We start from the raw sequence: 26021 nt of genomic DNA, 5'->3' as shown, positions 1-26021 counted from the left end.
ATGAAAAAATTAGTAATCGATCAATATGATGATCATCAAAGAATAGATAAATACTTAAAGAAAGTGTTAGTCCAGGCACCTTCTTCACTTATATATAAAATGTTAAGAAAAAAAGATGTTAAAGTAAATGGTAAAAGAGTAAAGGAAAACTATATTCTTCATTCGGGAGATGAGGTGGAACTATTCTTATATGAAGATAAATTCAAGGAATACACAAAGCCTTTAACAATTTATGAGTTACCTATTACTTTTAAAGTTGTTTATGAAGATACACATATTCTTATTGTAGATAAACCTGCAGGATTGCTTGTTCATGAAGATATCAATGAATCAGTGAATACATTATCTAACCAGGTACTCACTTATTTATATCAGAAGGGTGAATATGATCCAGAAAAGAATATCAGCTTTACACCAGGTCCAGTGCATCGCTTAGACCGTAATACAAGTGGACTTGTCATCTTCGGTAAAGATATGCGTGCACTTCAGGATTTAAATACAATGATGAAAACAAGACAAGGCATTGAAAAGAAGTATCTTACTATTGCGATGGGACATATGAAGGATGCTACATTATCAGGATACGTCAAAAAGAATGAAGATGAAGGAAAGATGTATTTAGTAAAGAAAGATACACCGGGGGCTTTATCTATGAAAACAATAGTACATGTCTTAAAAAAATGTTCTACATGTTCTTTAGTAGAAGTACAGCTTATTACTGGCCGTACACATCAGATTCGTATTCATTTAAGTGCGACAGGACATCCAGTTATGGGTGATAGTAAATATGGAGATTTTGAATGGAATAAGGAAGTAAAGAAAAAGTTTCATCTCAATCATCAGTTCCTCCATGCTTATCAATTAACTTTTGTGGATCCGATAGGCTCTATGAGCTACTTAAAGGGTAAAACGGTTACATCACAGTTACCAGAACAGTTAGAAAAGATACAAAAAGAACTTTTTTCATAGCGTGGAAGTGTAATATGTAATATAATATTTCAAGGAGGTATATAGAACATGAAGTATTATATTGGAATTGATTTAGGTGGTACAAACGTAAGAACTTTACTTGTTGATGAAAATGGTCAGTCATATAGTGAAGTGAAGGATGCTACTGAAAGAGAAAAAGGTCCAGATGCTGTTACTGCAAAAATCTGTCGTCAGATTGAAGCAATCGATTATACAGTATGTGGTGGTATTGAAAATGTAGAAGGTATTGGTATTGGTGTTCCTGGACCAGTTGATGTTGTAAAGGGTGTTATGATTATGGCAAGCAACCTTCCTGGTTTTGAAAATTACCCAATTGCTGAAAAGTTATCTACAAAATTCAATAAACCTGTATTCTTAGATAATGATGCAAATGTTGCTGGTCTTGCTGAAGCGGTATTAGGTGCTGGTAAGAATTATCCAACTTGTTATTATGTAACAGTTTCTACTGGTATTGGTGGAGCTTTCACAGTCAATAAACAGTTAATCTCTGGTGGTAGAGGACATGCTGGTGAAATCGGTAATATTATCGTTAAGAATAATGGTTATAAGCAGGGTGCTTTAAACCCCGGTGCTGCCGAAGGAGAATGTTCTGGTACTGCAATCACTAGAAAGGGTCAGGAAGCTCTTGGTAAAGATTTAGTACATCATGCAGGTGATGTATTTAGATTAGCTGCTGAAGGTAATGAAACAGCTCAGGGTATTGCGGATGAATGCATTAGTGAACTTGCTACATTATTCGCAAATATCGCACATACAGTTGATCCACATTGCTTTGTAGTAGGTGGTGGTGTTATGAAGTCTAAGAAGTATTTCCTAGATCAATTAACAAAAGAATTCAATCAGAAGATTCATGTAGGTATGAGAAATCATATTCCACTACTTGAAACAGAATTAGAAGACTGTGGTGCTATCGGTGCTGCAATGCTTCCAATGACAAGAATGAAGGCAGAATAATAGGAGGCTCTTTCAAGAGCCTTTTTTGTGTGGTAGAATACTAGACAAAGGGAGGTAGAACATGAAAAGAGTTGTACTTGGATTAAGTGGCGGTGTGGATAGTGCCGTTGCTGCTTATTTATTAAAGAAACAAGGTTACGAAGTAATCTGTGTATTTATGAGAAACTGGGATAGTTCATTAAATAATGATATTCTAGGTAACCCTACAAATGATGATGATGTATGTCCACAGGAAAAAGATTATTTAGATGCACAGGCGGTTGCATCACATTTAGGACTTGAAATCCGTAGAGTGGATTTTATTAAAGAATACTGGGATCAGGTTTTTACATATTTCTTAGAAGAATATGCAAAAGGACGCACACCTAATCCAGATATCCTATGTAATAAACATATTAAATTTAAAGCTTTCTTAGATTATGCTAAGTCTATTGATGCTGATTATATTGCGACAGGACATTATGCCCGTGTTGTACATACTGAAGGAAAAGAATCAGTGATGCTTCGTGGTGTAGATAATAATAAGGATCAGACTTATTTCTTATGTCAATTGAATCAGAATCAGTTAAATAACTCATTGTTCCCAATTGGTGAACTCACTAAACCAGAAGTAAGACAAATTGCAGAAGAACTTGATCTTCCTGTAGCACATAAAAAGGACTCTACAGGAATCTGTTTCATTGGTGAAAGAGATTTTAGAGAATTCTTAAAGAACTATATTCCGGCTAAATCAGGCAAGATGGTAGATATTGTCTCTAAGAAGGTTATTGGTGAACATCAGGGTATTATGTATTATACAATCGGGCAGAGAAAAGGTTTAGGTATTGGTGGTAATGGTGAACCTTGGTTTGTCGTAGGAAAAGATTATGACAAGAATATTCTTTATATTGCTCAGGGTGATAGTAATAAATGGTTATTATCTCATGGTGCATTGATTACTGATGTCAACTGGATCTCTGCAACAAAGCCAGAAGGTGAATATGACTGTACTGCTAAGTTTAGATATCGTCAGAAGGATAATGATGTTTCATTACACTTTATTGATGAAACAACACTTTATGTTACATTTAAGAAACCAATCAAGGCTGTCACTCCAGGTCAGGCTGCTGTCTTCTATGATGGAGATGTATGTCTAGGTGGAGGTACAATTGATAAAGTCTATAAAGACGGCAAGGAGATTGACTATTTATAATGGAAGAATACGAAGGCATTATTAGTAAAGTTATTTTCTATAATCCAGAAAATAAATATATAGTAGCAGCTTTTGAGACAGATGATGAAAAATTCACTATTATAGGAAATATGTCCTATGTAAATAATGATGATCGTTATCGTATTAAAGGAAGCTATGTCACACATCCCCGTTATGGTAAACAATTCAAAGTGTCTTCTTATGAAATAATTCTAGCGGATGATCGAAGTGAGATTATCCGCTATCTTTCTTCATCACTCTTTAAGGGAGTGGGTAAGAAGACGGCTGAAAGAATTGTGGATGCATTAGGGGAGGAAGCCTTAACTCTTATTAAGGATAATCCTGATTGTTTAAATAATATTCCCAATGTTACAGAAACAATTAAGAAGAATATTGTAGGTGTATTGACAAGTCAGGATTATGATCAACAGGTTTTATCTTTCTTTATGGGAAATGGTATTTCTACTCGTAATTTACCACTCATTCAAAACTTCTATAAAGATAAGACACTTGATGTATTACAAAATGATCCATATCGCCTCATTGATGATATAGAAGGTATTGGTTTTAAAAGTGTTGATGAACTTGCAATGAAAACAGGTGTAGAACCATTAGATGATAAACGTATCCAGGCAGGTATACTAGCTTCTTTAATGGATTTATGTTTCCAGACAGGAAGCACCTATAGTGATTATGAATCCTTTTATCATCACTTTAGACGTATGTTACCTGAATGTCCTGATGATTTATTTGCGAAGAATCTAGATAAAATCATAGCTGAAAAGGTTATTCAGGAAGAAGACCGTTATTATCCAAGAGATTTATATGAAAGTGAGACAATGATTGCAGAAAAGTTTGAACGTTATGTTAAACAATCAACGCAGTCTATTGAAGATTCCGTCATTGATGAAAAGATTAAAAGAACAGAAGAATTACAGGGTATTACTTATGATGAAATACAGAAGAATGCGATTAAGAAGTTTTTAGAAGAATCAGCACTTATTTTAACAGGTGGTCCTGGTACTGGTAAAACAACGATTGTACAGGCTATATTAAAGGTTTATCGTTCATTATATCCTGATGAAAAGATAGGACTCGTAGCTCCTACAGGGCGTGCAGCAAAACGATTATCAGAACTTACTAAACTAGAAGCATCTACTATTCATAGATTATTAAAATGGGATATTTCTACCAATACATTTTCTATGAACTCGGATCATCCATTAGATATTGATTTGCTTGTCATTGATGAGTTCTCAATGGTTGATTCACTCTTATTTTCTAAATTATTAGATGCTTGTGCTCATGTACATAAAATATTACTTATTGGTGATGACCAGCAGCTTCCATCAGTATCACCAGGTAACGTCTTAAAGGATATGTTATTGAGTGGTATTCCACATATCTGCTTACAGACAATCTATCGTCAAGAAGAAGGCAGTGGTATTGTCGCATTATCTCATGATATCAGAAATGATCATTATGATTCTCATGTTTTTGAAGATTATCGAGATATTCATTTTACAGTATGTCCTAACAAGGATGTTGCACAATGTGTGCAGACTATTGTGAAAAAAGCGGTAGAAGAGGGATATGATGCATCCGATGTACAGGTATTAGCACCTATGTATAGAGGTGTAGCAGGTATAGATGCTTTAAATGAATCTTTACAGGCTATGTTTAACCCGCCAACAAGTGATAAAGCTGAAATCAAAGTGGGTGGTAAGATCTTTAGAGAAGGAGATAAGCTTCTTCAATTAAAAAATCGTCCTGATGATGATGTTTATAATGGGGATGTAGGAATCTTAGTAGAAATTGAAAAGAAAGAAGATACTGGATTATCTTATGATACTCTCACTGTTGATTTTGATGGGCAGTTTGTAAACTACCGTACGACTGAATTCAATATGTTAAGACATGCTTATTGTATGTCTGTTCATAAATCTCAGGGTAATGAATTTAAGATTGTTATTATGTCAGTACTTCCAGAATACAGCATTATGATGAAGAAAAACTTATTATATACAGGTATCACAAGAGCCAAGCAGTCTTTATTTATCCTAGGAGATCATAATGTCTTTATTCGTGGCCTTCATAATAATCAGGATGAACAAAGACGTACAACATTACTCAAACGTTTTCAGGAGAGGCATAAAACTTCTTCTTTTTCGATATCTGACTTCGAATAATCAAGTAAATAGTTCGTTAAAAACATTAAATTTAAGTTATTTTTGTAAAGTACTTTACATAAACTTAAGATTATTTTAACATTTAGTTAACGACATTTACGTAGAGACACGTTATAATGTAGTGGTAAAAGAAGGAAAACGAGATTATGAAAATAACGAATTGGCTTGACTTATTAGGTGGGCTAGCACTCTTTTTGTATGGAATGCAGGTTTTGAGTGATTCCTTAGAAGATGCTGCAGGTGACCGCTTAAAAACTATCTTAGAAAAACTAACAAATACAAAATTTAAAGGTGTTCTTGTCGGAATCGGTGTAACAGCTGCTGTACAGAGTTCTTCTGCAGTGACTGTTATGTTGATTGGTTTCATGAATGCCAGCTTAATGACATTAAACAGATGTATCTGGGTTGTAATGGGTTCTAATATCGGTACAACTATTACAGCACAGATGATTGCGATTAATGTAGGTGTTGTCGCACCGGTCTTTGCAGTTGTGGGTGTCTTCATGTGCTTATTCTTCAAGAATCGTAATGTGAGAGGTATTGGTTCAGTTATGACTGGATTTGGTATTCTCTTCATGGGGCTTAATATGATGAGCGCGGCCGTTGTGCCACTTCAGAAGGAACCTGTCTTTATTAAATTAATGACAACTCTTTCTAATCCAATACTTGCCGTATTATTTGCAGCTGCCTTTACTGCTTTGATCCAGTCTTCTGGAGCTGCAGTAGGTATTCTATCTGCACTTGCAACTAAAGGCTTAGTGCCATTTAGTACAGCAGCATTCATGGTATGTGGACTAAATATCGGTACTTGTATTACTGCCGTTCTTGCATCAGTGACTGGATGTAGAAACTCTAAGCGTATTGCGACATTCCATGTCCTATTTAACTTAGTGGGTACAATCTTCTTCTTGATTATATGTTCTGCTACACCATTATTATCATGGATTGCACAATTCTCTGGAACTCCAGCACATCAGGTGGCTAACTTCCATACAGTATTCAATATTGTAACTACAGTAATCATGTTACCATTTGATGCAGTATTTATGAAACTGATCTACAAGTTATTACCAATCAAGGGTGAAATGCTTGCAGAAGGTTCTTTAATCGAAGAATAGAGATAAGGCTTGCGCCTTATCTTTTTTTTATGTATAATAGGGGCATAATCGTTGAGAAAGACAAGTACTTCATAGAGGTCTTAAGAGAGAGAACGGGTGGTGCAAGTTCTTGGGTGTATGAAGGAAGGCTCCTTTCGAGAGTGATGTAAACATCAACGTATGACTGCGTTAAAGTCATAAAGGGCATAGATATATTTATCTATGAATAAGGATGGTACCGCGATTTAAGTCGTTCCTTTTAAGGAATGGCTTTTTTTATTTTAGGAGGATATTATGAAAAAGTTAACAGGTAATCAGACTCGTGCATTATTCCTTGAATATTTCAAGAAACAGGGACATATGGTTGAACCAAGTGCTTCATTGATTCCCCATGATGACCCAACATTATTATGGATTAATGCAGGTGTAGCAGCATTAAAGAAATATTTTGATGGTACAGAAAAACCAGCATGTAATCGTATCACAAATGCACAGAAATCTATTCGTACAAACGATATTGAAAATGTAGGGAAGACAGCACGTCACCATACATTCTTTGAAATGTTAGGTAACTTCTCTATTGGTGATTATTTTAAGACAGAAGCAATTCATTTTGCATGGGAATTCTTAACAGGTGAAGAATGGCTTGCTTTTGATAAAGATAAACTATATATCACTGTTTATACAGATGATGCAGATGCATACAACGTATGGACTAAAGAATGTGGTGTAGATCCATCACATATCTTAAAGACTGCAGATAACTTCTGGGAAATCGGTGCAGGACCTGGTGGACCAGATAGTGAAATCTTCTATGACCGTGGAGAAAAATATGACCCAGATCATATCGGTGAAAGACTATTCTTTGAAGAAATGGAAAATGACCGTTATGTAGAAATCTGGAATATCGTATTCTCTCAGTTTGATTGTGATCCTACAATTGATCGTAAAGATTATAAAGAATTACCACACAAGAATATTGATACTGGTATGGGTCTTGAAAGAATTACTTCAATCATCCAGGAAGGTGAAACAAACTTCGATACAGACTTATTCTTACCAATCATTCATGCAGCTGAAGAACTAGCTGATGTGAAGTATGCAGAAGATAAAATGGCTTATAGAGTTATTGCCGACCATATCCGTACTGTTACATTCGCATTAAGTGATGGGGCTATGTTTGACCGTGCTGGACGTGGTTATGTATTAAGAAGAATCTTAAGAAGAGCTGTTCGTTATGGTAAAAACATTGGTATCGATAAGCCTTTCTTATATACTTTAGTAGATGTTGTAGTAGACAATATGAAAGAATTCTATGATTATCTACCAGAAAAAGCAGAATTCGTTAAGGAAGCTGTTAAGAAAGAAGAAGTGGCATTCCATAAGACATTATCTCAGGGTGAAAAGAAGATCAAGGATGTTATTGCACACTCTGATAATAAGGTAATTGATGGTTCTACTGCTTTCATGTTATATGATACATATGGTTTCCCATTAGAATTAACTATTGAAATCGCAGAAGAATCTGGATTCACTGTTGATAGTGAAGGATTCCAGGTAGAAATGAAAGCACAGCAGGATCGTGCTCGTGCAGCCCGTGGTGAAAGAGAATCAATGGCTTCTCAGAAGATTGATTTAATGGATTTCACTACACCTTCTACTTTTGTTTATGACACAGCACCTTGTAAGACTACAGTTATAGGTTTATTCAAAGATGGAGAAAAGGTGGATGAACTTTCTGATGAAGGTGAAATCATCGTTGAAACAACTAACTTCTATGCTGAAATGGGTGGTCAGTGTGCAGATACAGGTTCTGCTCATTCAGATCAGTTTGATGCAGAAGTCACTAATGTATTAAAGGCTCCTAATGGTCAGCATTTACATTATATTAAATTAACGAGTGGCAGCGTACATGTAGGTGATACTGTAGAACTCACAGTGGACACAGCACGTCGTGCATTAATTGAAAATAACCATACAGCCACACATTTATTAGATGCTGCATTAAAGAATGTCTTAGGCGCACATGTTGGTCAGGCTGGTTCTTACTTAGATGAAAACAGATTACGTTTTGACTTCACTCATCCATCAAAGATGACAAAAGAAGAATTAACAGCTGCAGAAGATATGGTTAATGAATATATCTTCAAGGGTGTTGATGTAGATGTTAAAGAAATGCCTAAGGAAGAAGCCATCAGTGCAGGGGCAACAGCTTTATTTGATGAAAAATATGGGGATGTTGTAAGGGTTGTACGTGTAGGTGACTTCTCAGTAGAATTATGTGGTGGTACACATGTTTCTAATACTGCAAAGATTGGTTTATTCAAGATTGAAATGGAAACTTCAGTTGGTTCTGGTGTAAGAAGAATTGAAGCAGTCACTAATGTAGCTGCTTATAAAGCATTAAGAAAATCTGAAGAAACTTTAGAAGAAGTAGGTACAGTACTTAAGGCAAATGATTTCAATAAGATCGTAGAAAAAGCTGAAAGCACAATGACTACACTTAATACAATGAAAAAAGAAATCGAAACATTGACTAGTAAGTTAAATGCTTTAGAAGCAAAGAACCAGGCTTCTCAGGTTGAAGAAGTGAATGGTGTGAAGTTCCTTTATACTCATGTAGAAAAAGATAATGCAGCCGCTAAACAGATGGCATTTGATTTTAGAGACCAGTTAGGTAGTGGTGTTGTAGTAGTAACTAGTACTTTTGAAGGTAAGAATTCTTACTTTGTAGGTATTACTAAAGATCTTACAAATACATATAAAGCTGGTGTCTTAGTAAAGGCTATGAATGAAGTTCTTGATGGCCGTGGTGGAGGAAAACCTGATTTCGCTCAGGGTGGTGCACCAACACTAGATAAGATTGATGAAGCAGTTGCTGCAGTGAAATCTAAATTGTAAAAAATTTGAATTTTATCTTCGTTTATACTAAAATAAGTGATATAGGGAGGGTTCATTATGGCACAAGATTATACACAGACAAGAGTATTTAACTCAGAAGATCTCAAACGAGAAGTAATTAGAAACAACTTAATGACAGTTGCTGAGGCTTTAGAAGAGAGAGGATATAATGCAGTTCACCAGATTGCAGGTTATCTGATTTCTAATGATCCTGCTTATATTTCAAGTCATAAGAGTGCAAGATCTATTATTCAGCAAGCTGATCGTGATGAAATTATTGAAGAACTTGTAAAGTTCTATTTGGAGTCTAAATAGTGGAAAAGATATTAGGACTTGATTTAGGATCACGTACTTGCGGTGTTGCGATAAGTGATACATTAGGAATGCTTGCACATGGTGTAGAAACTTATCATTTCAGCGAAAACGCATATAAGAATTGTGCTTATCATATCAAGAATATCGTAGAAGAGAATAATATTCATACAATTGTTTTAGGATTACCTAAGCATATGAATGGTGATCTTGGTGAACGTGCACAGATTTCTATTGATTTTAAAGAACGTTTAGAGAAGATGATGGATGTTGAAGTTATTCTTGAAGATGAAAGATTAACAACTGTTATTGCGACAAATAATCTTATTTTTGGTGATGTTTCAAGAAAGAAACGTAAACAGGTTGTTGATAAGATGGCAGCAGTTGAAATTCTTCAGGGGTATCTTGATAAGATAAGGAGATAAGCAATGGACGATAATAAAATTGTGATTACCGATAATAACGGGGAAGAAAATGTGTTTGAAATTCTTTTCACTTATGAAGATGAAGAGAATGGAAATAAATATGTCATGTATTATAGTGAAGAAGATGATGAGCAGATCTTTGCATCTCGATATGATGATGATAATCATCTATATGATATTGAAGATCCAGCTGAATGGGAGCGTTTAGAAGAAGTTCTAGAAGACTTCAATATGCATGATGAAGAAGAAACAGATGATAAATGTGATGGCTGTGTATGCGAAGATGGGAACTGCGTCACAGATTGTTCTGAATGTGATAAGAACTAGGTAACAGCCGTTACCTAGTTTTAGTAAGGAGATTATTATGGGACTTTTTAGTAAAACAAAAACAGTAGATATTTTCTTTGTGGGCAGCGAAGGAACAGATCTTGATCGTGGTATTTATGCATTCTATCTTAATGTAGATAATGGAGAAATCATCAAGAAATCATTCGTTAAGTCTCTAGCTAGCCCTCTCGCAATGAATAGACAAGGACGTTTCATGTATTTAACTTACCGTAATGGGACAGGACGTGCTCAGGATGGTGGTATCTGGCAGTATGCCTGCATGGAAACTCAGTTAGGACTTGCAGCAAGAATCGGTAATGAAGGACGTACATATATCCAGACTGTCTTAAATAAAGATCATGATTATGCTTATGCGATTGATTATTATAATGGTGAAGTAGTCACTATACCAATTAAGACTTCTAAAATCATTAGAGTATCAAAAACAGTAAAGTTAGATGGTCATAGTATTGATCCAGTCAAACAAACTGAATCTCATCCTACATTTATGACATTTACTCCAGATAATACAAAACTTATTGTCACTGATTTAGGTGGTGATGAAGTCATCTTCTTTACTGAAGGTGAAAAGGGTGAACTTACTAAGGATGAAGAATTATCATTTAAGTTAAATCCTGGAAGTGGACCATTAAAACTTGTTTATTCTAGTAACCGTAAATTTGCCTATATCCTCAATCAAATCTCAAGCACTATTACATGTTATGCTGTAAAGCATAATAAGTTTACTTTAGTAGATGAAGTGATGACTTATTCTAAGGATGAATATGATGGTGTCAATACACCAATGGATATGGTTATTACTGAAAATGGACGTTTTATTTTTGTGATCAATAAAGGTGATGATACAATTGTTGCCTTTGAAAGAGATAAAGAAACTGGAAAACTTACAAGAGTGGATTGCATGGAAACAGATGAAGGACCTAAATCTCTACTCTTATTTAGAGATAAGTACTTACTTGTTGCATGTAAACAGGGCGGATCACTTGAAAGCTTTGAAATTAAAGAAGATGAAAAGCGTGCTGTTTTATATGAAACACATTATCAATTCACAATCCACGCCCCAGTATGTATGGAAAAAGGTACAGAAAACTTACGTGTAGTTAAATAAGGCATTTTCATGCCTTATTTTTTTATGGTAATTATCGGGTTAATTCTATATAATGGTTAAGGAAAAGGAGATGTATGTATGAAAAGGAAAATCATAGCGACAATTCTTGTAGTTGTACTATTAATAGGTGGTACAGGCTTATTTTATATAAGTGGTATAGGACATGTCTCTTCTAAAAGTGAAGTGGTACAGATCACTGTAAAGAAAGGTGAAAATGCCTATACAGTTTTAAATACATTAGATTCAAAAGGATTGATAAAAAATAAATTGGTAGCTAAGGTTTACTTAAAGATTCATAAACCTTCAGTTGTTTCTCAAACTTACAATTTGAATAAGAACATGTCTCTTTCAAAGATGTATAGCATCATGTCAAAGATGAACAGCTCTTATGTTGTGAAGTCTTCTTTAACTATCCCTGAAGGAATTACTATTCCTCAGACAGCTAAAAAGGTTGCAAATGTAACTGGTAAATCAGAACAAGAAGTATTAGATAAATGGTCTGATCAGACTTATTTAAAAGAACTCATTTCTAAATATTGGTTCTTGACAGATGACATTCTTCAAAAGGGTATTTTATATCCATTAGAAGGTTATCTCTATCCTGAAACATATGTACTTTATGATAAATCTACAACAATAGAAAAAGTCACAACAGAAATGCTGGATTATATGGATCAACATTTAACACCTTATAAGGATTCAATGACTAAGCTTGGCTATACACCTCATCAATTTTTAACACTTTGTTCAGTTGTAGAAAGAGAATCTTTATTTGATAAAGATCGTCCAGCCATTGCGGGTGTATTTATCAATCGTTTAAAGACTGGTATGAGATTACAGTCAGATATTACTGTCAACTATGCTTTAAATAGAACAGGTGTCAAAGTCACTACTAAGATGACTAAGACAGATTCTCCTTATAATACATATAAATATGCAGGACTTCCTATTGGTCCTATTGCATGTGTCCCACAAAAGACTATGGATGCAGTCGTAAACTACACACCATCTGATTATTTATTCTTCTTTGCGAAGAAAGATGGGACTGTTATCTATTCAAAGACATATGAAGAACATCAAAAAGCAGTAAAGGAGAATAAGTGGTATTAATGAAATCATTTTATGAATTAGAAGAATATGCACTTGTGAAAGATGTGCCTATTATGCAAAAAGAAGGTATTGAATACCTTATTGATGAATTAAATAAGAGAAATGCGGAGTCTGTATTAGAGATTGGAAGTGCCATTGGGTATTCATCTTTAATGATGGCGACTCATGTCAAAGATCTTCATGTTGATACAATTGAAAGAGATGATAGACGATATCAGGAAGCAGTTGTAAATATTCATGACTTTAATCAGGAAGACAACATCACAATCTATCATGAAGATGCATTAGAGTTTGATGATACATTGTTGAAGCATGCTCCTTATGATTGTCTTTTTATTGATGCAGCAAAAGCGCAGTATCAGCGTTTCTTTGAGAAGTATGTTCCTTATTTAAAGGAAGATGGTTTTGTGTTAGTGGATAATCTAGATTTCCATGGTATGATTTTTGATATACCAAATATAAAAAATAGAAATACACGTGCTCTTGTAAGAAAGATCAAACGTTTTAAAGACTGGATCTTCTCTAATGATGAATATGATGCACATTATGTGCAGGTAGGTGATGGTCTATGTATCATTACTAGAAAGGATCAAAATGAAAATCGCAATTAATTTAAATGATCGTGGATATCTTCATGATTATGTTAATATGGGTGTTTCTTTGATTATGGCTGGTTCAGGTTATAGTGTTTTGACACCGGTGAAGTTTTCTATTGAAGAACTGAAAGAAATCAAAGAACAGGCAAAAGAACTCTATGTTTATGTGAATGCTATGTATGATGAACATGATCTAGAAGGATTAGAAAAGCATATTGATGCATTACATGAGATTGGAATCAATGGATTAATCTTTCAGGATTTTGGTGTATTACAAATAGTTAATAAAAAGGGTTATGATTTCAAGATGATTTATCATCCTTTAACTCTTAATACCAATTCAAGTACACTGAATACTTTATCTCATTATGGTATTTCTGGTGCTTTTGTTTCTAAAGAAATATCTTTAAAGGAACAGCTAGAAATACGTAAGAACTGTGATATGCCATTATTTGTATTAGGTCATGGTGTACAGTATATGATGATGAGTAAGAGACATTTGATCTCTAATTATGAAAAAGCAAGCAATACATCATTAAGCCATAATAAAGACGCTCTCACAATTAATCCACGTGGACAGGATTTCCCTTGTCATATATATGAAACAAGTCGTGGAACGGCTGTATTCAGCAAATCTAGACTATATACATTGGACTTATTCAATATATTAAAGGACTTTGATTACCTTTATATTGAAACAATGTTTATGGATTCAAGAGAAGCTATAGAAGTCACTAGTATGTATTGTGATTGTCTTAAAGCCCTAGAAAGAGGTACATATGACAAAGAAGTAAAAGAATATCTTCCTTTATTAAGAAAGATTTCAAAACCTCTTGATTGTGGTTTCTTATATGATGATACAATTTATCGTCTTGAAGATGTAAAGAGGAGGGATCTAGAAGATGCAGCCAATAAGTAAGATTATTGATGGTCGTCGTGTGATTGTGAAAAAACCTGAATTACTTGCCCCTGCAGGAAACCTAGAAAAGCTTAAAACAGCTATTATTTATGGTGCAGATGCAGTATTTATTGGTGGTAAGGAATTCTCCTTACGATCACAGGCATCTAACTTCTCTATCGAAGATATTAAAGAAGCAGTACAATTTGCGAATCAATATGGTGCTAAAATCCATGTTACATGTAATATCATCCTTCATCATGATAACCTAGAAGGTATTAAAGAGTACTTACAGGCATTAGATGATGCAGGTGTTACAGCCATTATTGTCGCAGATCCATATATTATGAATCTTGCGAAAAGTATGGACTTAAAGCTAGAAGTACATGTCTCTACACAGATGTCAGTCACTAACTCATCTGCCGTTAAATTCTTTGAAGATATGGGAATGGACAGAGTAGTACTAGGTCGTGAAACAACTTTTGAAGACTTGAAGGACATTAGAAAAAATGCCCCTGATATTGATTTAGAATATTTCATACATGGTGCTATGTGTATTTCCTATAGTGGTCGTTGTATGTTATCTAACTACTATTCTAGACGAGATGCCAATAGAGGTGGCTGTTCACAAAGTTGTAGATGGTATTATGATTTAGAAGAGAATGGACAATCTATTAATGAAGATTTTCCATTTACTATGTCTTCTAAGGATATGTGTCTCATTCATCATATTGGTGAATTAATAGAATGTGGTGTGGATTCATTCAAGATAGAAGGGCGTATGAAATCTGTCCACTATATTGCGACAGTTGTATCTACTTATAGAAAACTCATTGATACATACTGCGCTGATCCTGATCACTTTACAGATTCAAAGAAATATGAAGATGAACTACAAAAAGCAGCCAATAGAGCATTCTGTCATGGATTCTTTTATGATAATCCAGGTGTAGATGAACAGCTTTATAACTTAAGAGATGAACATCCTACACAGGAATTCGTTATGCGTGTTTTAGGTTATGATCAAGATTCTAAACGAGCTAAAATTGAACAGCGTAACTATTTCAAGGTGGGAGACAAGATAGAAATATTCTCTCCTAGTCATTCAAATATTTATTTTACTGTTGATAAGATTTATAATGAAGATAATGAATTGGTGGAAGTAGCAAACCATCCAATGGAAATACTTTATGTAGAAATTGATTATCCAGTATTAGAGAATGATATGGGAAGGAAGGTAAACCATGGAAAATAAAGCTGTCATTATTGGAATTGCAGGTGGAAGTGCTTCTGGTAAGACTTCTATCGCACAATCTATCTATGACCGTTTTAAAGGCAGTCATAGAGTAAAAATCATTAAACAAGATGATTACTACAAAGATCAAAGTGATAAGACAATGGAAGAAAGAGTAAAAACTAACTACGATCATCCATTTGCTTTTGATAATGATCTTCTAGTATCAGATTTAAAGAAGTTAAAAAAGAAAGAAAGAATTGAAAAACCTACTTATGATTATTCAAAGCATACAAGAAGTGATATTACAGAAGTTATTGAAGATCGTGATGTTATTATTCTAGAAGGTATCTTTGTCTTAGCAGAAGAAGAGGTAAGAGATCTTTGTGATATATTGATTTATGTGGATACAGATGCAGATATCCGCTTTATCAGACGATTAAGAAGAGATGTAGAAGAACGAGCAAGAACTGTTGATTCAGTTTGTAACCAGTATTTAGAGACTGTAAGACCAATGCATGAACAGTTCATTGAACCATCTAAGAAATATGCACATATTATTATTCCTGAAGGTGGGACTAATACTGTTGCGATTGACTTATTGATTACAAAAATAAGTAGTATTCTAGGCGATTAAATCGTTCTTGTCTAATTAAAATATGTATGTTATTAATTAGTGGCGAAAAAACCATAGGCTTATCTATGGGATGAAAGCCACATAATTAAAAGAATTAATATTAATAGAATCAAAGTATTGAATAGTGGAATCAAAATAGTATAAAATAAACATTAGGAAGATTGATTACACTTCCTTATCATAAGATAGAAATTTACCGTTAATGTGGTCGTTGGACTGCCTGGTAATAAAAGTTCTTACTTAAATGGATTTAAACTTGTATTTCAAAGTCTGAAAATGATGTACGATTATAAGCTAAATTTGACAGTAAGAACCCCACGGGCTCACCCGTGGGAGTAGTCAGATTTACGTATACGAGGTGAAAGAAATGGATAAAAAAGTACAAATTAGTAGAGAAGGTTTTGAAAAGCTAAAAGCTGAAAGAGAAAACCTTATTAACGTTGAAAGACCCGCTGTCATTGAAGAAATTAAGCTTGCAAGAAGCCAGGGTGACTTATCAGAAAACGCTGACTACGATGCAGCAAGAGATAAACAGGCTCGTATTGAAGAAAGAATCAAAGAAATAGAAGTAATGATGCAGAATGCAGTTATCATTGGTTCTGATGTTAAGGTAGATACTCATGTAGTTAACTTAGGTGCTACTGTAACAGTTCTTGATTTATCTGAAGAAAATCCCGAACCTGATACATTTACAATCTTAGGTTCTACAGAAACTGATCCATTACATGGTAAGATTTCTAATGAATCTCCACTTGCGAAAGCATTAATGACTCATAAGATTGGTGATGTTGTAACAGTCGGTGTTGCAAAACCTTATGATGTTGAAATTGTAGATATTAAATATTAATGGTATGAAAGGACACTTCTTAAGAGGTGTTCTTTTTTAGCACATAAAAAAACATTCCAACTCGATATAGTTGGAATGTTTTCATTATTTCAACAACATTCTGTCATTCACAAATTCACTGCCACTTGCTTCTTCAAACTTCTTAAGTAGGAAAGGAACAGTTAATTTCTTTTTCTCTTCACCTTTCACATCATAGATGATTTGACCATTATACATCATAATGAGTCTATTGCCTACATCAATAGCCTGCTGCATATCATGAGTCACCATCATTGCTGTTAGCTTTTGTTCAGTAACAATCTTATTAGTCAAAAGTAATACCTTAGCGCTTGTTGCCGGATCAAGAGCTGCTGTATGTTCATCAAGTAAGAGAATCTTAGGCTTTGTGACAGTCGCCATTAATAATGTTAAGGCCTGTCTTTGTCCACCTGATAATAAACCTACCTTGCTTGTCATTCTATTTTCTAGGCCTAAATTTAAGGTCTTTAAGAGGTCATAATACAACTTCTTTTCTTCTTTCTTGATACCCCACTTTAAAGTACGTTTCTGACCACGTCTTTTAGCCATAGCAAGGTTTTCATCAATCTGCATATCAGCTGCAGTACCCATCATCGGATCCTGGAATACACGACCTATAAGACCTGCACGTTTATATTCTGGATATAAAGAAATATCTTTATCATCTAGTTTAATATGACCACAATCAATAGGATAAACCCCTGCAATCATATTCATTAAAGTGGATTTACCAGCACCGTTACCACCAATAACAGTGACGAAATCTCCATCATCTAATTGAAGATTAATATCAATCAAGGCTTTCTTCTCATTAATAGTGCCAAGGTTAAATGTTTTTGATACATGTTCAATCTTAAGCATTTTTCTCATCCACCTCTTTTGTAAGTTTCTTATAGTTTGCAGTCTGTTTTCTATTGGCCATTAATACTGGAATAGTTAATGCGAGAGCTACAATAAATGCAGTGAGTAGCTTTAAGTCATCAGTTGATAAACCTAACTGGATAACAATGGCGATAATAATACGATAAATAATTGAACCAACAATAATCGCAATGAGTCTCTTTAAGAAACTGCCATAACGACCAAAGATAACTTCACCAATAACGATAGAAGCAAGACCCATAACGATTGCCCCCATACCGATCTTGACATCACCATAACCAACTGACTGACCGACCATGGCACCACTTAAGGCGATTAAGGCATTTGAAATCACTAAACCAAGTAGCTTAGTATAATCAGTATTGACACCAACAGCTCTTACCATCTGTTCATTATTACCAGTAGCACGTAGTGCATTACCTAATTCAGTTCCAAAGAACCAATAGAGCAGGGCAATCACAATAGTTACTGCAATAACACCTACAACAAGTGTAGACTGAGATACTGTTAAACCAACCATTGGTCCCCAGTCATATAAGCTTTCTGTCTGAAGTAATGGGATATTTGATTTACCCATTATACGTAAGTTAATAGAATATAAGCCTAACTGTGCAAGAATACCAGCAAGGATGGCAGGAATCTTACATTTAGTATGTAATAAACCAGTCACAAATCCAGCTAAAGCACCTGCAAGAGTTGCGGCAAGAATCGCAACGATGGGATTACCATGATTTGTAAGAATAACAGCACATACAGCACTTCCTGTTGCGAAAGAACCATCACATGTCATATCTGCAATATCTAGCAGACGGAATGTAATATAAACACCAACTGCCATGATGCCCCATAAGACACCCTGGTAAGTCGCACTTTGTAATGCTAAAAATAAAGACATTCTCATTCACTCCTTAAATAAGTTCAGCCTTATCTAATACTTCCTGTGGAACTTTAATACCAAGCTTTTCCATCTGAGCTTTATTGACCTTTAATTTACAGTCACTTGCTTTTAAGTATTCAATAGGCATAGTAGCTGGTTTACCTTTACCAGTTAAGATCTTAATAGCCTGCTTACCAGCGATACTACCTAAGTTATAGTAATCAATACCATAAGTAGCTAAACCACCTTTAGCACACATACCTTCTTCACCAACAATAACAGGGATTTTAGCCTGATCAGTTACTTTTACAACTGCTGGGATATTAGAAGCAAGTAGGTTATCAGTTGGAATATATAAAGCATCTGCTTTACCTACAATAGAATCAGTAACTGACTGGATTTCATTAGATTCAGAAACAGTCTTTACTAATGGTGTCATACCCTGAGCTTTGATTTCTTTAACAGCCATCTTACCCTGGATTTCAGAGTTAGATTCATTACCTGCATACATAACAGCAACAGTCTTTGCGTTAGGCATAATCTGTTTTAATAATTTAATCTGTTCTTTAACTGGTGTTAAATCACTTGCTCCAGTAACATTTCCACCAGGTTTTTTATTTGATTTAACTAATTTACTACCAGCTGGATCAGTAACAGCAGATACAACAACTGGAATATCTTTAGTCTTTTTTACAACAGCCTGTGCTGCAGGAGTTGCAATTGCGTAAATTAAATCATTTCCATCATTCACTAAACTTTCTGCAATAGTCTCACAGTTAGAGTTTTCACCACTGGCATTCTTTAAAGTAATATTAGAAGCCTTATAACCTGCTTTTACAAGAGTATCCTTAAATCCCTTATATGATGCATCCAATGCATCATGCTGCATATACTGGATGACTCCAACTTTTACATCAGCCTTATCTTTGGTACTAGATTGACTACCACAGCCAGTTAATGCAAGACCAACTGCCATTAAACCACATACAAATTTCTTCATAATAGATTCCTCCCTTTTTTTCTTTCCCCTAAAAACAAAAAAATTCACCCCAAGAGGGCGAATTATCGCGGTACCACCTCTAGTTCATTAGTCATAGACTAACCTCACTAAATAGCGATAACGGGCAACCCGGGAAGTATTTTGTACTTCCAACTCCATGGTGAATTCAAGAATGTCTGCGTATGATTCGCACCAGCCATCATATCTCTTATGCCTCACATTTCTTTACTATGTCATTTCTCTGTTTTTATAATATAAAAATATAATATAGAAATATTAAGGAAAAGTCAAATAAAACTTTTAAAAGTTAGGGAAAAAACAAAAAGAAATATAAGAAAAAAGAGCAGATATTTCTGCTCTTAGTAGTTGATTTCTTCGTAAAGAACTTTTAAAAGGACAGCCTTAGAACTCATCTGCTGACGCTTTCTATCATAAGTCTTGATTACGCTGTATTCAACAACGTCATACTTTTCAACTTCTTCATCATCAAGGAAATCAGCCTGTCTGAAGAATAAGTTTTCTTCACCATCCTGGAAGATACTACCAAAATTCTTGTCATGATTGTAGAATACTACTTTACCTTCATGACGAGTAATGTAGTTTTCTAGATGATAAACAACTTCACTATATACACGATCAAATGCATCGCTGGCAGTTAAATCAGAATAATCAGCTAAATCAACATCAGCTTCATATGTTTTACCATTTTCTTCTTCTAGCTTCTTAATGAGGCATTCTGCAAGTGCATGAGCCTTATCCTGACCCTTAGCCTTTGCCATTGCTGAAATCTTCTTGTAATCTTCGATATTCTTATAATCGAATCCACCCTTGAAGAATTTATCGATTAGAAGTGTATAAGCATCATCTTCACGATTTGTATTCATATAAAGCTTATAAAGGATTTCAAATGAATCTACTGCATTGAAATGACCCTGTAAAGCGATGAATTCATTTTCAGCTTCTTCATAACGTCCAAGTTCAACTAGAGAGCTTGCACGATAATATTTAACCCAGTTAAGGTTGTTATAATGCCACTTTAAGTTATAAGTGAAAGCAATGTTCGCAGTTTCAACACATGCTCTATATGATTCAAGTTCATATAATGCACGTACTTTCATACGATACCATTTTTCTTTCTTGCTTTCGAATTCTTTACCATCTTTATTCACAAATGGCTTATCTTCTAGAGCAGGTGCATCTAAGTAGTCTAATAATTCAGATAACTTCTTATAGTCTACTGGATTAGCCTTTAATACATGTTTAATAGCCTTATTGACTGCAGCTTCAAGTGGAGAATATCTCTCCTGCTTACAATATTTAGCAATTTCTTCTAAGATACCATAGAATAAACTTTCGTTCTTAGAAATTTCTTCATCATCGATGTTGATATACTTATTATAAAGAGCATAGCCAAAATAATTGATATATCCTTTTAATTCTGGTGCCATTTCAAGGAATGTTCTTCCTACTTCAATAGCTTCATCAGTCTTACCCTGATTCTTTAATTCTTTAACGAAATCACGTGCCTGGAATTCGCTGAATGAAGAGGCATCCTCTTCGAAACGGTTCTTATAAGCCGTTAAATCTTTTACTTTTGATTCTTCCACATTATCACCCCTACGAGATATTATACATTTTTTTATTATTGATGTGAAGAAAAAACGAACGGAGTTCTCCGTTCGTTATTCTACAGTTACTGATTTAGCTAAGTTACGAGGTTTATCTACATCGCAACCCTTAATGCATGCTGTATGATATGCGATTAACTGTAATGGGATAGCTACAAGTACACTCTGTAATAAAGGATTGATATTTGGTAAGTAATAGATGTTTTCTACACCACTGACTTCCTGTCCTTCTACAGTAAATAGGATGACTTCAGCACCTCTTGCGATTGTTTCCTGAATATTAGAAATAGTCTTAGCTGCAACATGAGGCTGAGTAGCTACTGCAATTACTACAGTACCTGGTTCAATTAAGGCAATAGGACCATGCTTTAATTCACCAGCAATATAAGCATCAGCATGTACATAAGAAACTTCCTTAAGTTTTAAAGCACCTTCTAATACACTTGCATAATCTAAACTTCTACCAATAAAGTAGCAGTCATGTTTATCCTTCAATGTTTTTGCGTAGTTTTCGAAGATTGCTTCATCATCAATTAACTTAGATACATATTCTGGAAGGTTATTTAACTGTTCCATTAAATCAGTATCTACAGTATCTCCTCTTTTATCTGCAATATATAATGCGATTAAAGTAAGTAATACTAACTGAGTTGTATAAGCTTTGGTAGATGCAACTGCAATTTCAGGTCCTGCACAAGTATAAAGTGTATGCTGTGCCTCTCTAGAAATTGTAGAGCCTAAGACGTTAGTCACAGCAATAGTTGTACATCCTTTTTCATTAGCAAGTTTTAATGCAGCAAGAGTATCAGCTGTTTCACCAGACTGTGATACAAAGATACATAATGTCTTTTCATCAATGATTGGATCATTATAACGGAATTCACTTGCTACCTGAGTAAGAACTGGTAAACGTGTTGCACGTTCAAGGATAGATGCTCCACATAATCCTGCATGATAAGCAGTACCACATGCAACATAATAAACCTTATTAAACTTATTGAAATCAACATCTTTTAATTCATCTAATACGATTGAATGTTCAAAGATACGACCTCTTAAAGTTTCCTGAATGACATGAGGCTGTTCATTGATTTCCTTTAACATATATGTATCAAAACCATTTTTCTGAGCCGCTTCCATATCATAAGGAATAGTAGTCATTTCTTTAGTGATTTCTTTACCATCTTTATTGTAGAAAGTAATGCTGTCTTTCTTTAATACAGCCATTTCTAAATCATCTAAGAAATAAACATCTTTAGTATAAGCAAGTAAAGCTGGAATATCACTAGCTGCCACACTTGCATCTTCAGTACGTCCAATAACGAGTGGACTTGCCTTTTTAGCAACGACAACTTCATCAGGATGCTCTGTAGAAACAATACATAAAGCATAGCTTCCATCAATACAGTTCAATGTTTTCTTTACTGCTTCTAGAAGATCTCCTTCATAGAAATAGTCTAAACACATAACAACAACTTCTGAATCTGTTTCACTCTGGAATGAATAACCTTTTTCTAGCAAAATATCTTTTAATTCTCTATAGTTTTCAATGATACCATTGTGTACAATAGAGATAGTGTTACTTGGGTTTGTATGAGGATGTGAATTTAAGTTAGAAGGGATACCATGAGTTGCCCATCTTGTATGACCAATACCTACATGACCAGTCATATCATGATCCTTTAACTTTTCTTCAAGGTTCTTTAAACGACCTTTACATTTTACAGTTGTAAGTACATTATTTAATACTGTTACACCTGCAGAGTCATATCCTCTATATTCTAATTTTGCGAGTCCCTGCATTAAGAAAGGTAGGGCTTCACCATTGCCGCAATAAGCTGTAATACCACACATAATCTTGTCCTCCTTGTTTTGTGGAATAAAAACGTTAAAACAAAGGAGTACCTGATGAAATCTGTTCATTGATCACTCAATGTTTTTGTTCATCGCTTAGGCAGTACTATGCCTCTAGACCATCCGCCGAATCATTCGATTAATCTAGTCCTCGTCAACTTATATAAGTCCTGGCGCTTTATAATCTATCACTTTATCTTAACGGTGAATATTATATACGTGAATTGGGATAAATCAATTGGAAATATTGATATTTTAGAAATATGAAAACTATATATAACTTTATATATAAATTAGGGAGAAATATAAAAAAATTAAAAGTATATATAAGTAGGAGGGGATTTTTATATGAAAGAAGATCTAGAAGGAAATATTGAAGAAATGAAGAAGTACTTGAAGAAGTTAGATGAGAGTGGCCTATATGATGCAGAGAAGTATTCACGTTCTTTATTACATCAAACAAGTCAGTTATCTTATTTCTATTGTTCATTAGTAAAGGATGGTTCACCATCAGATACTTATTATCATGTCCATAAGCGTCCAAAAGAACATCAGATGGCTTATTTTAATATTGGTAGGGGATTTCCTAAGGAACTCATGGATGGGCATTGGTGTTATGTTGTAAAAGATTTAGGCTATAAGATGTTAATTATACCTTGTACATCCATAAAAAAAGAATCGTCACCAGTCAATCCACACTTTGAAAAGGACTTAACAGTCCTAGATGAGCATGGGATGATTACGCATTCTAGAATGCAATTAACTGACTTACGTACAGTAGATATTCAAAGACTAGATTGTCGTAAACCATTCTATAATGTCTGTGATGATCAAGAAGAAATTAGAAAATTCATAATAGAACACTTATTTTAAGTTCTATTTGTGCTATGATACTCGTGGTGATGAAATATGAATGAAATAATGAAAGGAATGAAGAAAAGTATTCCAATTGCACTTGGATACTTCCCGGTTGCCTTTTCTTTTGGAGTATTATGCGTCTCAAGTGGCTTGCCTCTAGGACTAGCCACTTTTATATCTCTTACAAACTTAACAAGTTCAGGACAGTTTGCAGGAGTACAATTGATTTTATCTGATAGTACTTATCTAGAAATCGCAATAACACTATTATTGATTAATTTTAGATATTTCTTGATGAGTCTCTCTTTATCGCAGAAGATTGATGAGAAGATGAATACAGTTGAACGTATGATCATCTCTTTTGGAATTACAGATGAAACATTTGCGTTAGCCAGTCTGCAACCTGGTAAACTCACATTTAAGTTTATGCTAGGTTTTATTCTAACACCTATTATAGGATGGGTAGGAGGTACTCTTGCGGGAGAATTTATTATGGGTTTATTGCCTTTAGCACTGCAAGGTGCTATGGGAATTGCTTTATATGGTATGTTCTTAGCTCTTATTGTACCTGCAATGAAAGATTCAATACCAGTAACTATAGTGGTATTAATTTCTATTGGAGTCCATACACTCTTTACCTATGTGCCATTATTTAATGTTATGAGTACTGGAGTACGCTTGATTAGTGCAACACTCATTGCGACATGTATGGGTGCCTGGTTATTTCCAAGGGAGGATGAAGCATGACAAGATATCAGATACTAGCTGTCTTAGTGATGGCACTCTTTACTTATCTGCCTCGTTTTCTACCACTTACTTTCTTTAGAAAGAAGATTACATCTCAGTTTATCAATTCAGCTCTTTATTATCTGCCTTATGCAGTATTAGGAGCATTGACTTTCCCAGGTGTCTTTAATTCTACACCAAACTTAGTAGAATCATGTGCAGGTATTATAGTTGCAGTATTTTTTAGTTATAAGGGAAAAGGACTTGTATTTGTGGCTGTTGCAGCCATATTAGCATCCTATATTGTGCAGTTTGTGATTTAAAATCATGTTAATCGTGCCATATGGCTTGATTATAAATACAAAGATAAAAACGCAATGTATATTGAAAAATATGCTAGAGCCGGTAGGTAGCCCGGCCGTCCTATGAATTATAGGGTAAGTAACCTGCCCCTCCGGGTTGTCCATTCTTTGTTCAATTATTTTTTTAGGAGGGAATCTTATGGACAAAGCAAGTGTAAAATTGACAGTGTATTTTGAAGAACCTTTTTGGATAGGCGTATTTGAGCGTATTGAAGATGGTAAACTATCTGTGGCGAAGGTAACATTTGGTGCAGAACCAAAAGACTACGAAGTGCAGGAGTATATTCGAAAACATTATTCTAGTTTGAAATTCAGTCCGGCTGTTGATACTGTTGTAAAAGATATGAAAAGAAATCCCAAAAGGATGCAGCGTGAAGCGAAAAAACAGATGCAGGAAACAGTCATCGGTACTAAATCGCAGCAGGCATTGAAATTACAGCAGGAACAGAACAAACAGGAACGTAAAAAGAGAAGCCATCAGAGAAAAGAGGCCGAGAAAAAGCGAATGTTTGAATTGAAACAGCAAAAGAAAAGGGAGAAGCATAAGGGACTAATGTGGACCCCGTGTCAAGGACATTAAATAAAAAGGCGCTTAAAAATGATTAGAAATAAAGATATCCTCTAGGTGTAAATAACCAGGAGGATATTTTTATGTGTAAACTATGTAAATATGTAATTATTAAAGATGGAGTTTTATGTGTATTGGAAACAGATAGAATGAAGGAAGTCATAAGAAATGAACTTGGTGTATTTGACTACCGAGATTATATATTTGATGATGATCCATCAGTCTATCTTCTTGTAAAGGATTTAAGTGTATATGATACTGGTCATACTATTGTTTACAGATCTTTTCCAGATGATGCTGACGGTTATTTTAATGGCACTGTTATATTCACTAAGATGGATGATTTTGGCTTTGCATCATTAAGCAATAATGATATAGATATAATCAGAAGTCATCTATGCAGATTATCT

At 34.5% G+C, this 26021-nt stretch carries 26 protein-coding genes and 2 other annotated features; of the genes, 21 read left to right on the top strand and 5 right to left on the bottom strand.

Translation table 11 applies throughout. From position 1 onward, the window contains the following. From H8909_RS05925 to greA, 16 genes are all read left to right on the top strand, one after another. Nucleotides 1-969, top strand: a complete 969-nt coding sequence (locus tag H8909_RS05925; RefSeq protein WP_187012177.1) for an RluA family pseudouridine synthase — start codon at nt 1-3, stop codon at nt 967-969. 48 nt (nt 970-1017) lie between these two features. Continuing rightward, complete coding sequence (locus H8909_RS05920) at nt 1018-1944, top strand: ROK family protein (protein WP_187012176.1); 927 nt, start codon at nt 1018-1020, stop codon at nt 1942-1944. A gap of 61 nt (nt 1945-2005) precedes the next feature. Next, nucleotides 2006-3136, top strand: coding sequence for a tRNA 2-thiouridine(34) synthase MnmA (gene mnmA / locus H8909_RS05915; protein ID WP_187012175.1), 1131 nt, complete (start codon nt 2006-2008; stop codon nt 3134-3136). Then, complete coding sequence (gene recD2 / locus H8909_RS05910) at nt 3136-5325, top strand: SF1B family DNA helicase RecD2 (protein ID WP_187012174.1); 2190 nt, start codon at nt 3136-3138, stop codon at nt 5323-5325. The genes mnmA and recD2 overlap by 1 nt, the downstream gene beginning before the upstream one ends. Nucleotides 5326-5471: 146 nt before the next feature. After that, on the top strand, nt 5472-6443 hold the full coding sequence (locus H8909_RS05905; RefSeq protein ID WP_117458418.1) for a Na/Pi cotransporter family protein: 972 nt from the start codon (nt 5472-5474) through the stop codon (nt 6441-6443). A 42-nt stretch (nt 6444-6485) separates the two neighbouring features. Continuing rightward, nucleotides 6486-6683: a binding site (T-box leader), on the top strand. Nucleotides 6684-6716: 33 nt separating this feature from the next. Beyond that, nucleotides 6717-9323, top strand: a complete 2607-nt coding sequence (gene alaS / locus H8909_RS05900; RefSeq protein ID WP_187012173.1) for an alanine--tRNA ligase — start codon at nt 6717-6719, stop codon at nt 9321-9323. Nucleotides 9324-9380: 57 nt separating this feature from the next. Then, complete coding sequence (locus H8909_RS05895; RefSeq protein WP_006506263.1) at nt 9381-9638, top strand: IreB family regulatory phosphoprotein; 258 nt, start codon at nt 9381-9383, stop codon at nt 9636-9638. Beyond that, the gene (gene ruvX / locus H8909_RS05890; protein ID WP_187012172.1) at nt 9638-10060 is read left to right on the top strand and encodes a Holliday junction resolvase RuvX; all 423 of its coding nucleotides are present in this window, start codon (nt 9638-9640) and stop codon (nt 10058-10060) included. The genes H8909_RS05895 and ruvX overlap by 1 nt, the downstream gene beginning before the upstream one ends. A 3-nt stretch (nt 10061-10063) precedes the next feature. After that, entirely contained in the window at nt 10064-10387 is a 324-nt protein-coding gene (locus H8909_RS05885) for a DUF1292 domain-containing protein (RefSeq protein ID WP_187012171.1), read from the top strand. A gap of 37 nt (nt 10388-10424) precedes the next feature. Beyond that, nucleotides 10425-11516, top strand: a complete 1092-nt coding sequence (locus tag H8909_RS05880; RefSeq protein WP_187012170.1) for a lactonase family protein — start codon at nt 10425-10427, stop codon at nt 11514-11516. 78 nt (nt 11517-11594) lie between these two features. After that, nucleotides 11595-12626: an endolytic transglycosylase MltG gene (gene mltG, locus H8909_RS05875; protein ID WP_187012169.1), complete on the top strand. Its 1032-nt coding sequence runs from the start codon at nt 11595-11597 to the stop codon at nt 12624-12626. Beyond that, nucleotides 12626-13237 (top strand): O-methyltransferase, encoded by a 612-nt coding sequence (locus H8909_RS05870; protein ID WP_187012168.1) that lies wholly within the window; start codon nt 12626-12628, stop codon nt 13235-13237. Before mltG ends, H8909_RS05870 begins: the two co-directional genes overlap by 1 nt. Beyond that, nucleotides 13221-14141, top strand: coding sequence for a peptidase U32 family protein (locus H8909_RS05865; protein ID WP_187012167.1), 921 nt, complete (start codon nt 13221-13223; stop codon nt 14139-14141). Before H8909_RS05870 ends, H8909_RS05865 begins: the two co-directional genes overlap by 17 nt. After that, the gene (locus tag H8909_RS05860; RefSeq protein WP_187012166.1) at nt 14125-15375 is read left to right on the top strand and encodes a peptidase U32 family protein; all 1251 of its coding nucleotides are present in this window, start codon (nt 14125-14127) and stop codon (nt 15373-15375) included. The genes H8909_RS05865 and H8909_RS05860 overlap by 17 nt, the downstream gene beginning before the upstream one ends. Continuing rightward, on the top strand, nt 15365-15991 hold the full coding sequence (udk, locus tag H8909_RS05855; protein ID WP_006506255.1) for a uridine kinase: 627 nt from the start codon (nt 15365-15367) through the stop codon (nt 15989-15991). The genes H8909_RS05860 and udk overlap by 11 nt, the downstream gene beginning before the upstream one ends. 367 nt (nt 15992-16358) lie before the next feature. Continuing rightward, a complete protein-coding gene (greA, locus tag H8909_RS05850; RefSeq protein WP_187012165.1) occupies nt 16359-16838 on the top strand; it encodes a transcription elongation factor GreA in 480 nt (159 codons plus the stop codon). An 84-nt stretch (nt 16839-16922) separates the two neighbouring features. Here the strand turns inward: greA and H8909_RS05845 are convergent, their stop codons facing one another. The 5 genes from H8909_RS05845 to glmS form a co-directional block, all read right to left on the bottom strand. Beyond that, nucleotides 16923-17717 carry an ABC transporter ATP-binding protein gene (locus tag H8909_RS05845; RefSeq protein WP_187012164.1) on the bottom strand — a complete coding sequence of 265 codons (795 nt, stop codon included), beginning with the start codon at nt 17715-17717 and terminating at the stop codon, nt 16923-16925. Then, on the bottom strand, nt 17710-18633 hold the full coding sequence (locus tag H8909_RS05840; protein WP_129980839.1) for an ABC transporter permease: 924 nt from the start codon (nt 18631-18633) through the stop codon (nt 17710-17712). Before H8909_RS05840 ends, H8909_RS05845 begins: the two co-directional genes overlap by 8 nt. A gap of 13 nt (nt 18634-18646) precedes the next feature. Beyond that, nucleotides 18647-19615, bottom strand: coding sequence for an ABC transporter substrate-binding protein (locus tag H8909_RS05835; RefSeq protein WP_129980840.1), 969 nt, complete (start codon nt 19613-19615; stop codon nt 18647-18649). Nucleotides 19616-19665: 50 nt separating this feature from the next. Continuing rightward, nucleotides 19666-19866: a binding site (T-box leader), on the bottom strand. Nucleotides 19867-19974: 108 nt separating this feature from the next. Further along, on the bottom strand, nt 19975-21222 hold the full coding sequence (locus H8909_RS05830; protein WP_187012163.1) for a hypothetical protein: 1248 nt from the start codon (nt 21220-21222) through the stop codon (nt 19975-19977). Between the two features lie 75 nt (nt 21223-21297). Continuing rightward, entirely contained in the window at nt 21298-23097 is a 1800-nt protein-coding gene (gene glmS / locus H8909_RS05825; protein ID WP_187012162.1) for a glutamine--fructose-6-phosphate transaminase (isomerizing), read from the bottom strand. Nucleotides 23098-23445: 348 nt separating this feature from the next. Here glmS and H8909_RS05820 point away from each other — a divergent pair, with 348 nt between their 5' ends. From H8909_RS05820 to H8909_RS05800, 5 genes are all read left to right on the top strand, one after another. Beyond that, on the top strand, nt 23446-23970 hold the full coding sequence (locus H8909_RS05820; protein ID WP_129980843.1) for a hypothetical protein: 525 nt from the start codon (nt 23446-23448) through the stop codon (nt 23968-23970). Nucleotides 23971-24006: 36 nt separating this feature from the next. Beyond that, complete coding sequence (locus H8909_RS05815; protein ID WP_187012161.1) at nt 24007-24702, top strand: AzlC family ABC transporter permease; 696 nt, start codon at nt 24007-24009, stop codon at nt 24700-24702. Continuing rightward, nucleotides 24699-25004, top strand: coding sequence for an AzlD domain-containing protein (locus H8909_RS05810; RefSeq protein WP_187012160.1), 306 nt, complete (start codon nt 24699-24701; stop codon nt 25002-25004). Before H8909_RS05815 ends, H8909_RS05810 begins: the two co-directional genes overlap by 4 nt. Before the next feature lie 178 nt (nt 25005-25182). Beyond that, nucleotides 25183-25623: a YjdF family protein gene (locus H8909_RS05805; protein ID WP_187012159.1), complete on the top strand. Its 441-nt coding sequence runs from the start codon at nt 25183-25185 to the stop codon at nt 25621-25623. 71 nt (nt 25624-25694) lie between these two features. Next, the coding region (locus H8909_RS05800) for a hypothetical protein (protein ID WP_187012158.1) at nt 25695-26021 on the top strand (327 nt) is incomplete at its 3' end.

This window comes from Catenibacterium faecis (assembly GCF_014306455.1).
GTDB lineage: Bacteria > Bacillota_I > Bacilli_A > Erysipelotrichales > Coprobacillaceae > Catenibacterium > Catenibacterium mitsuoka_A.
Note: the sequence above shows the minus strand (reverse complement) of the source record. Positions and strands in the feature narration are given on the sequence as shown.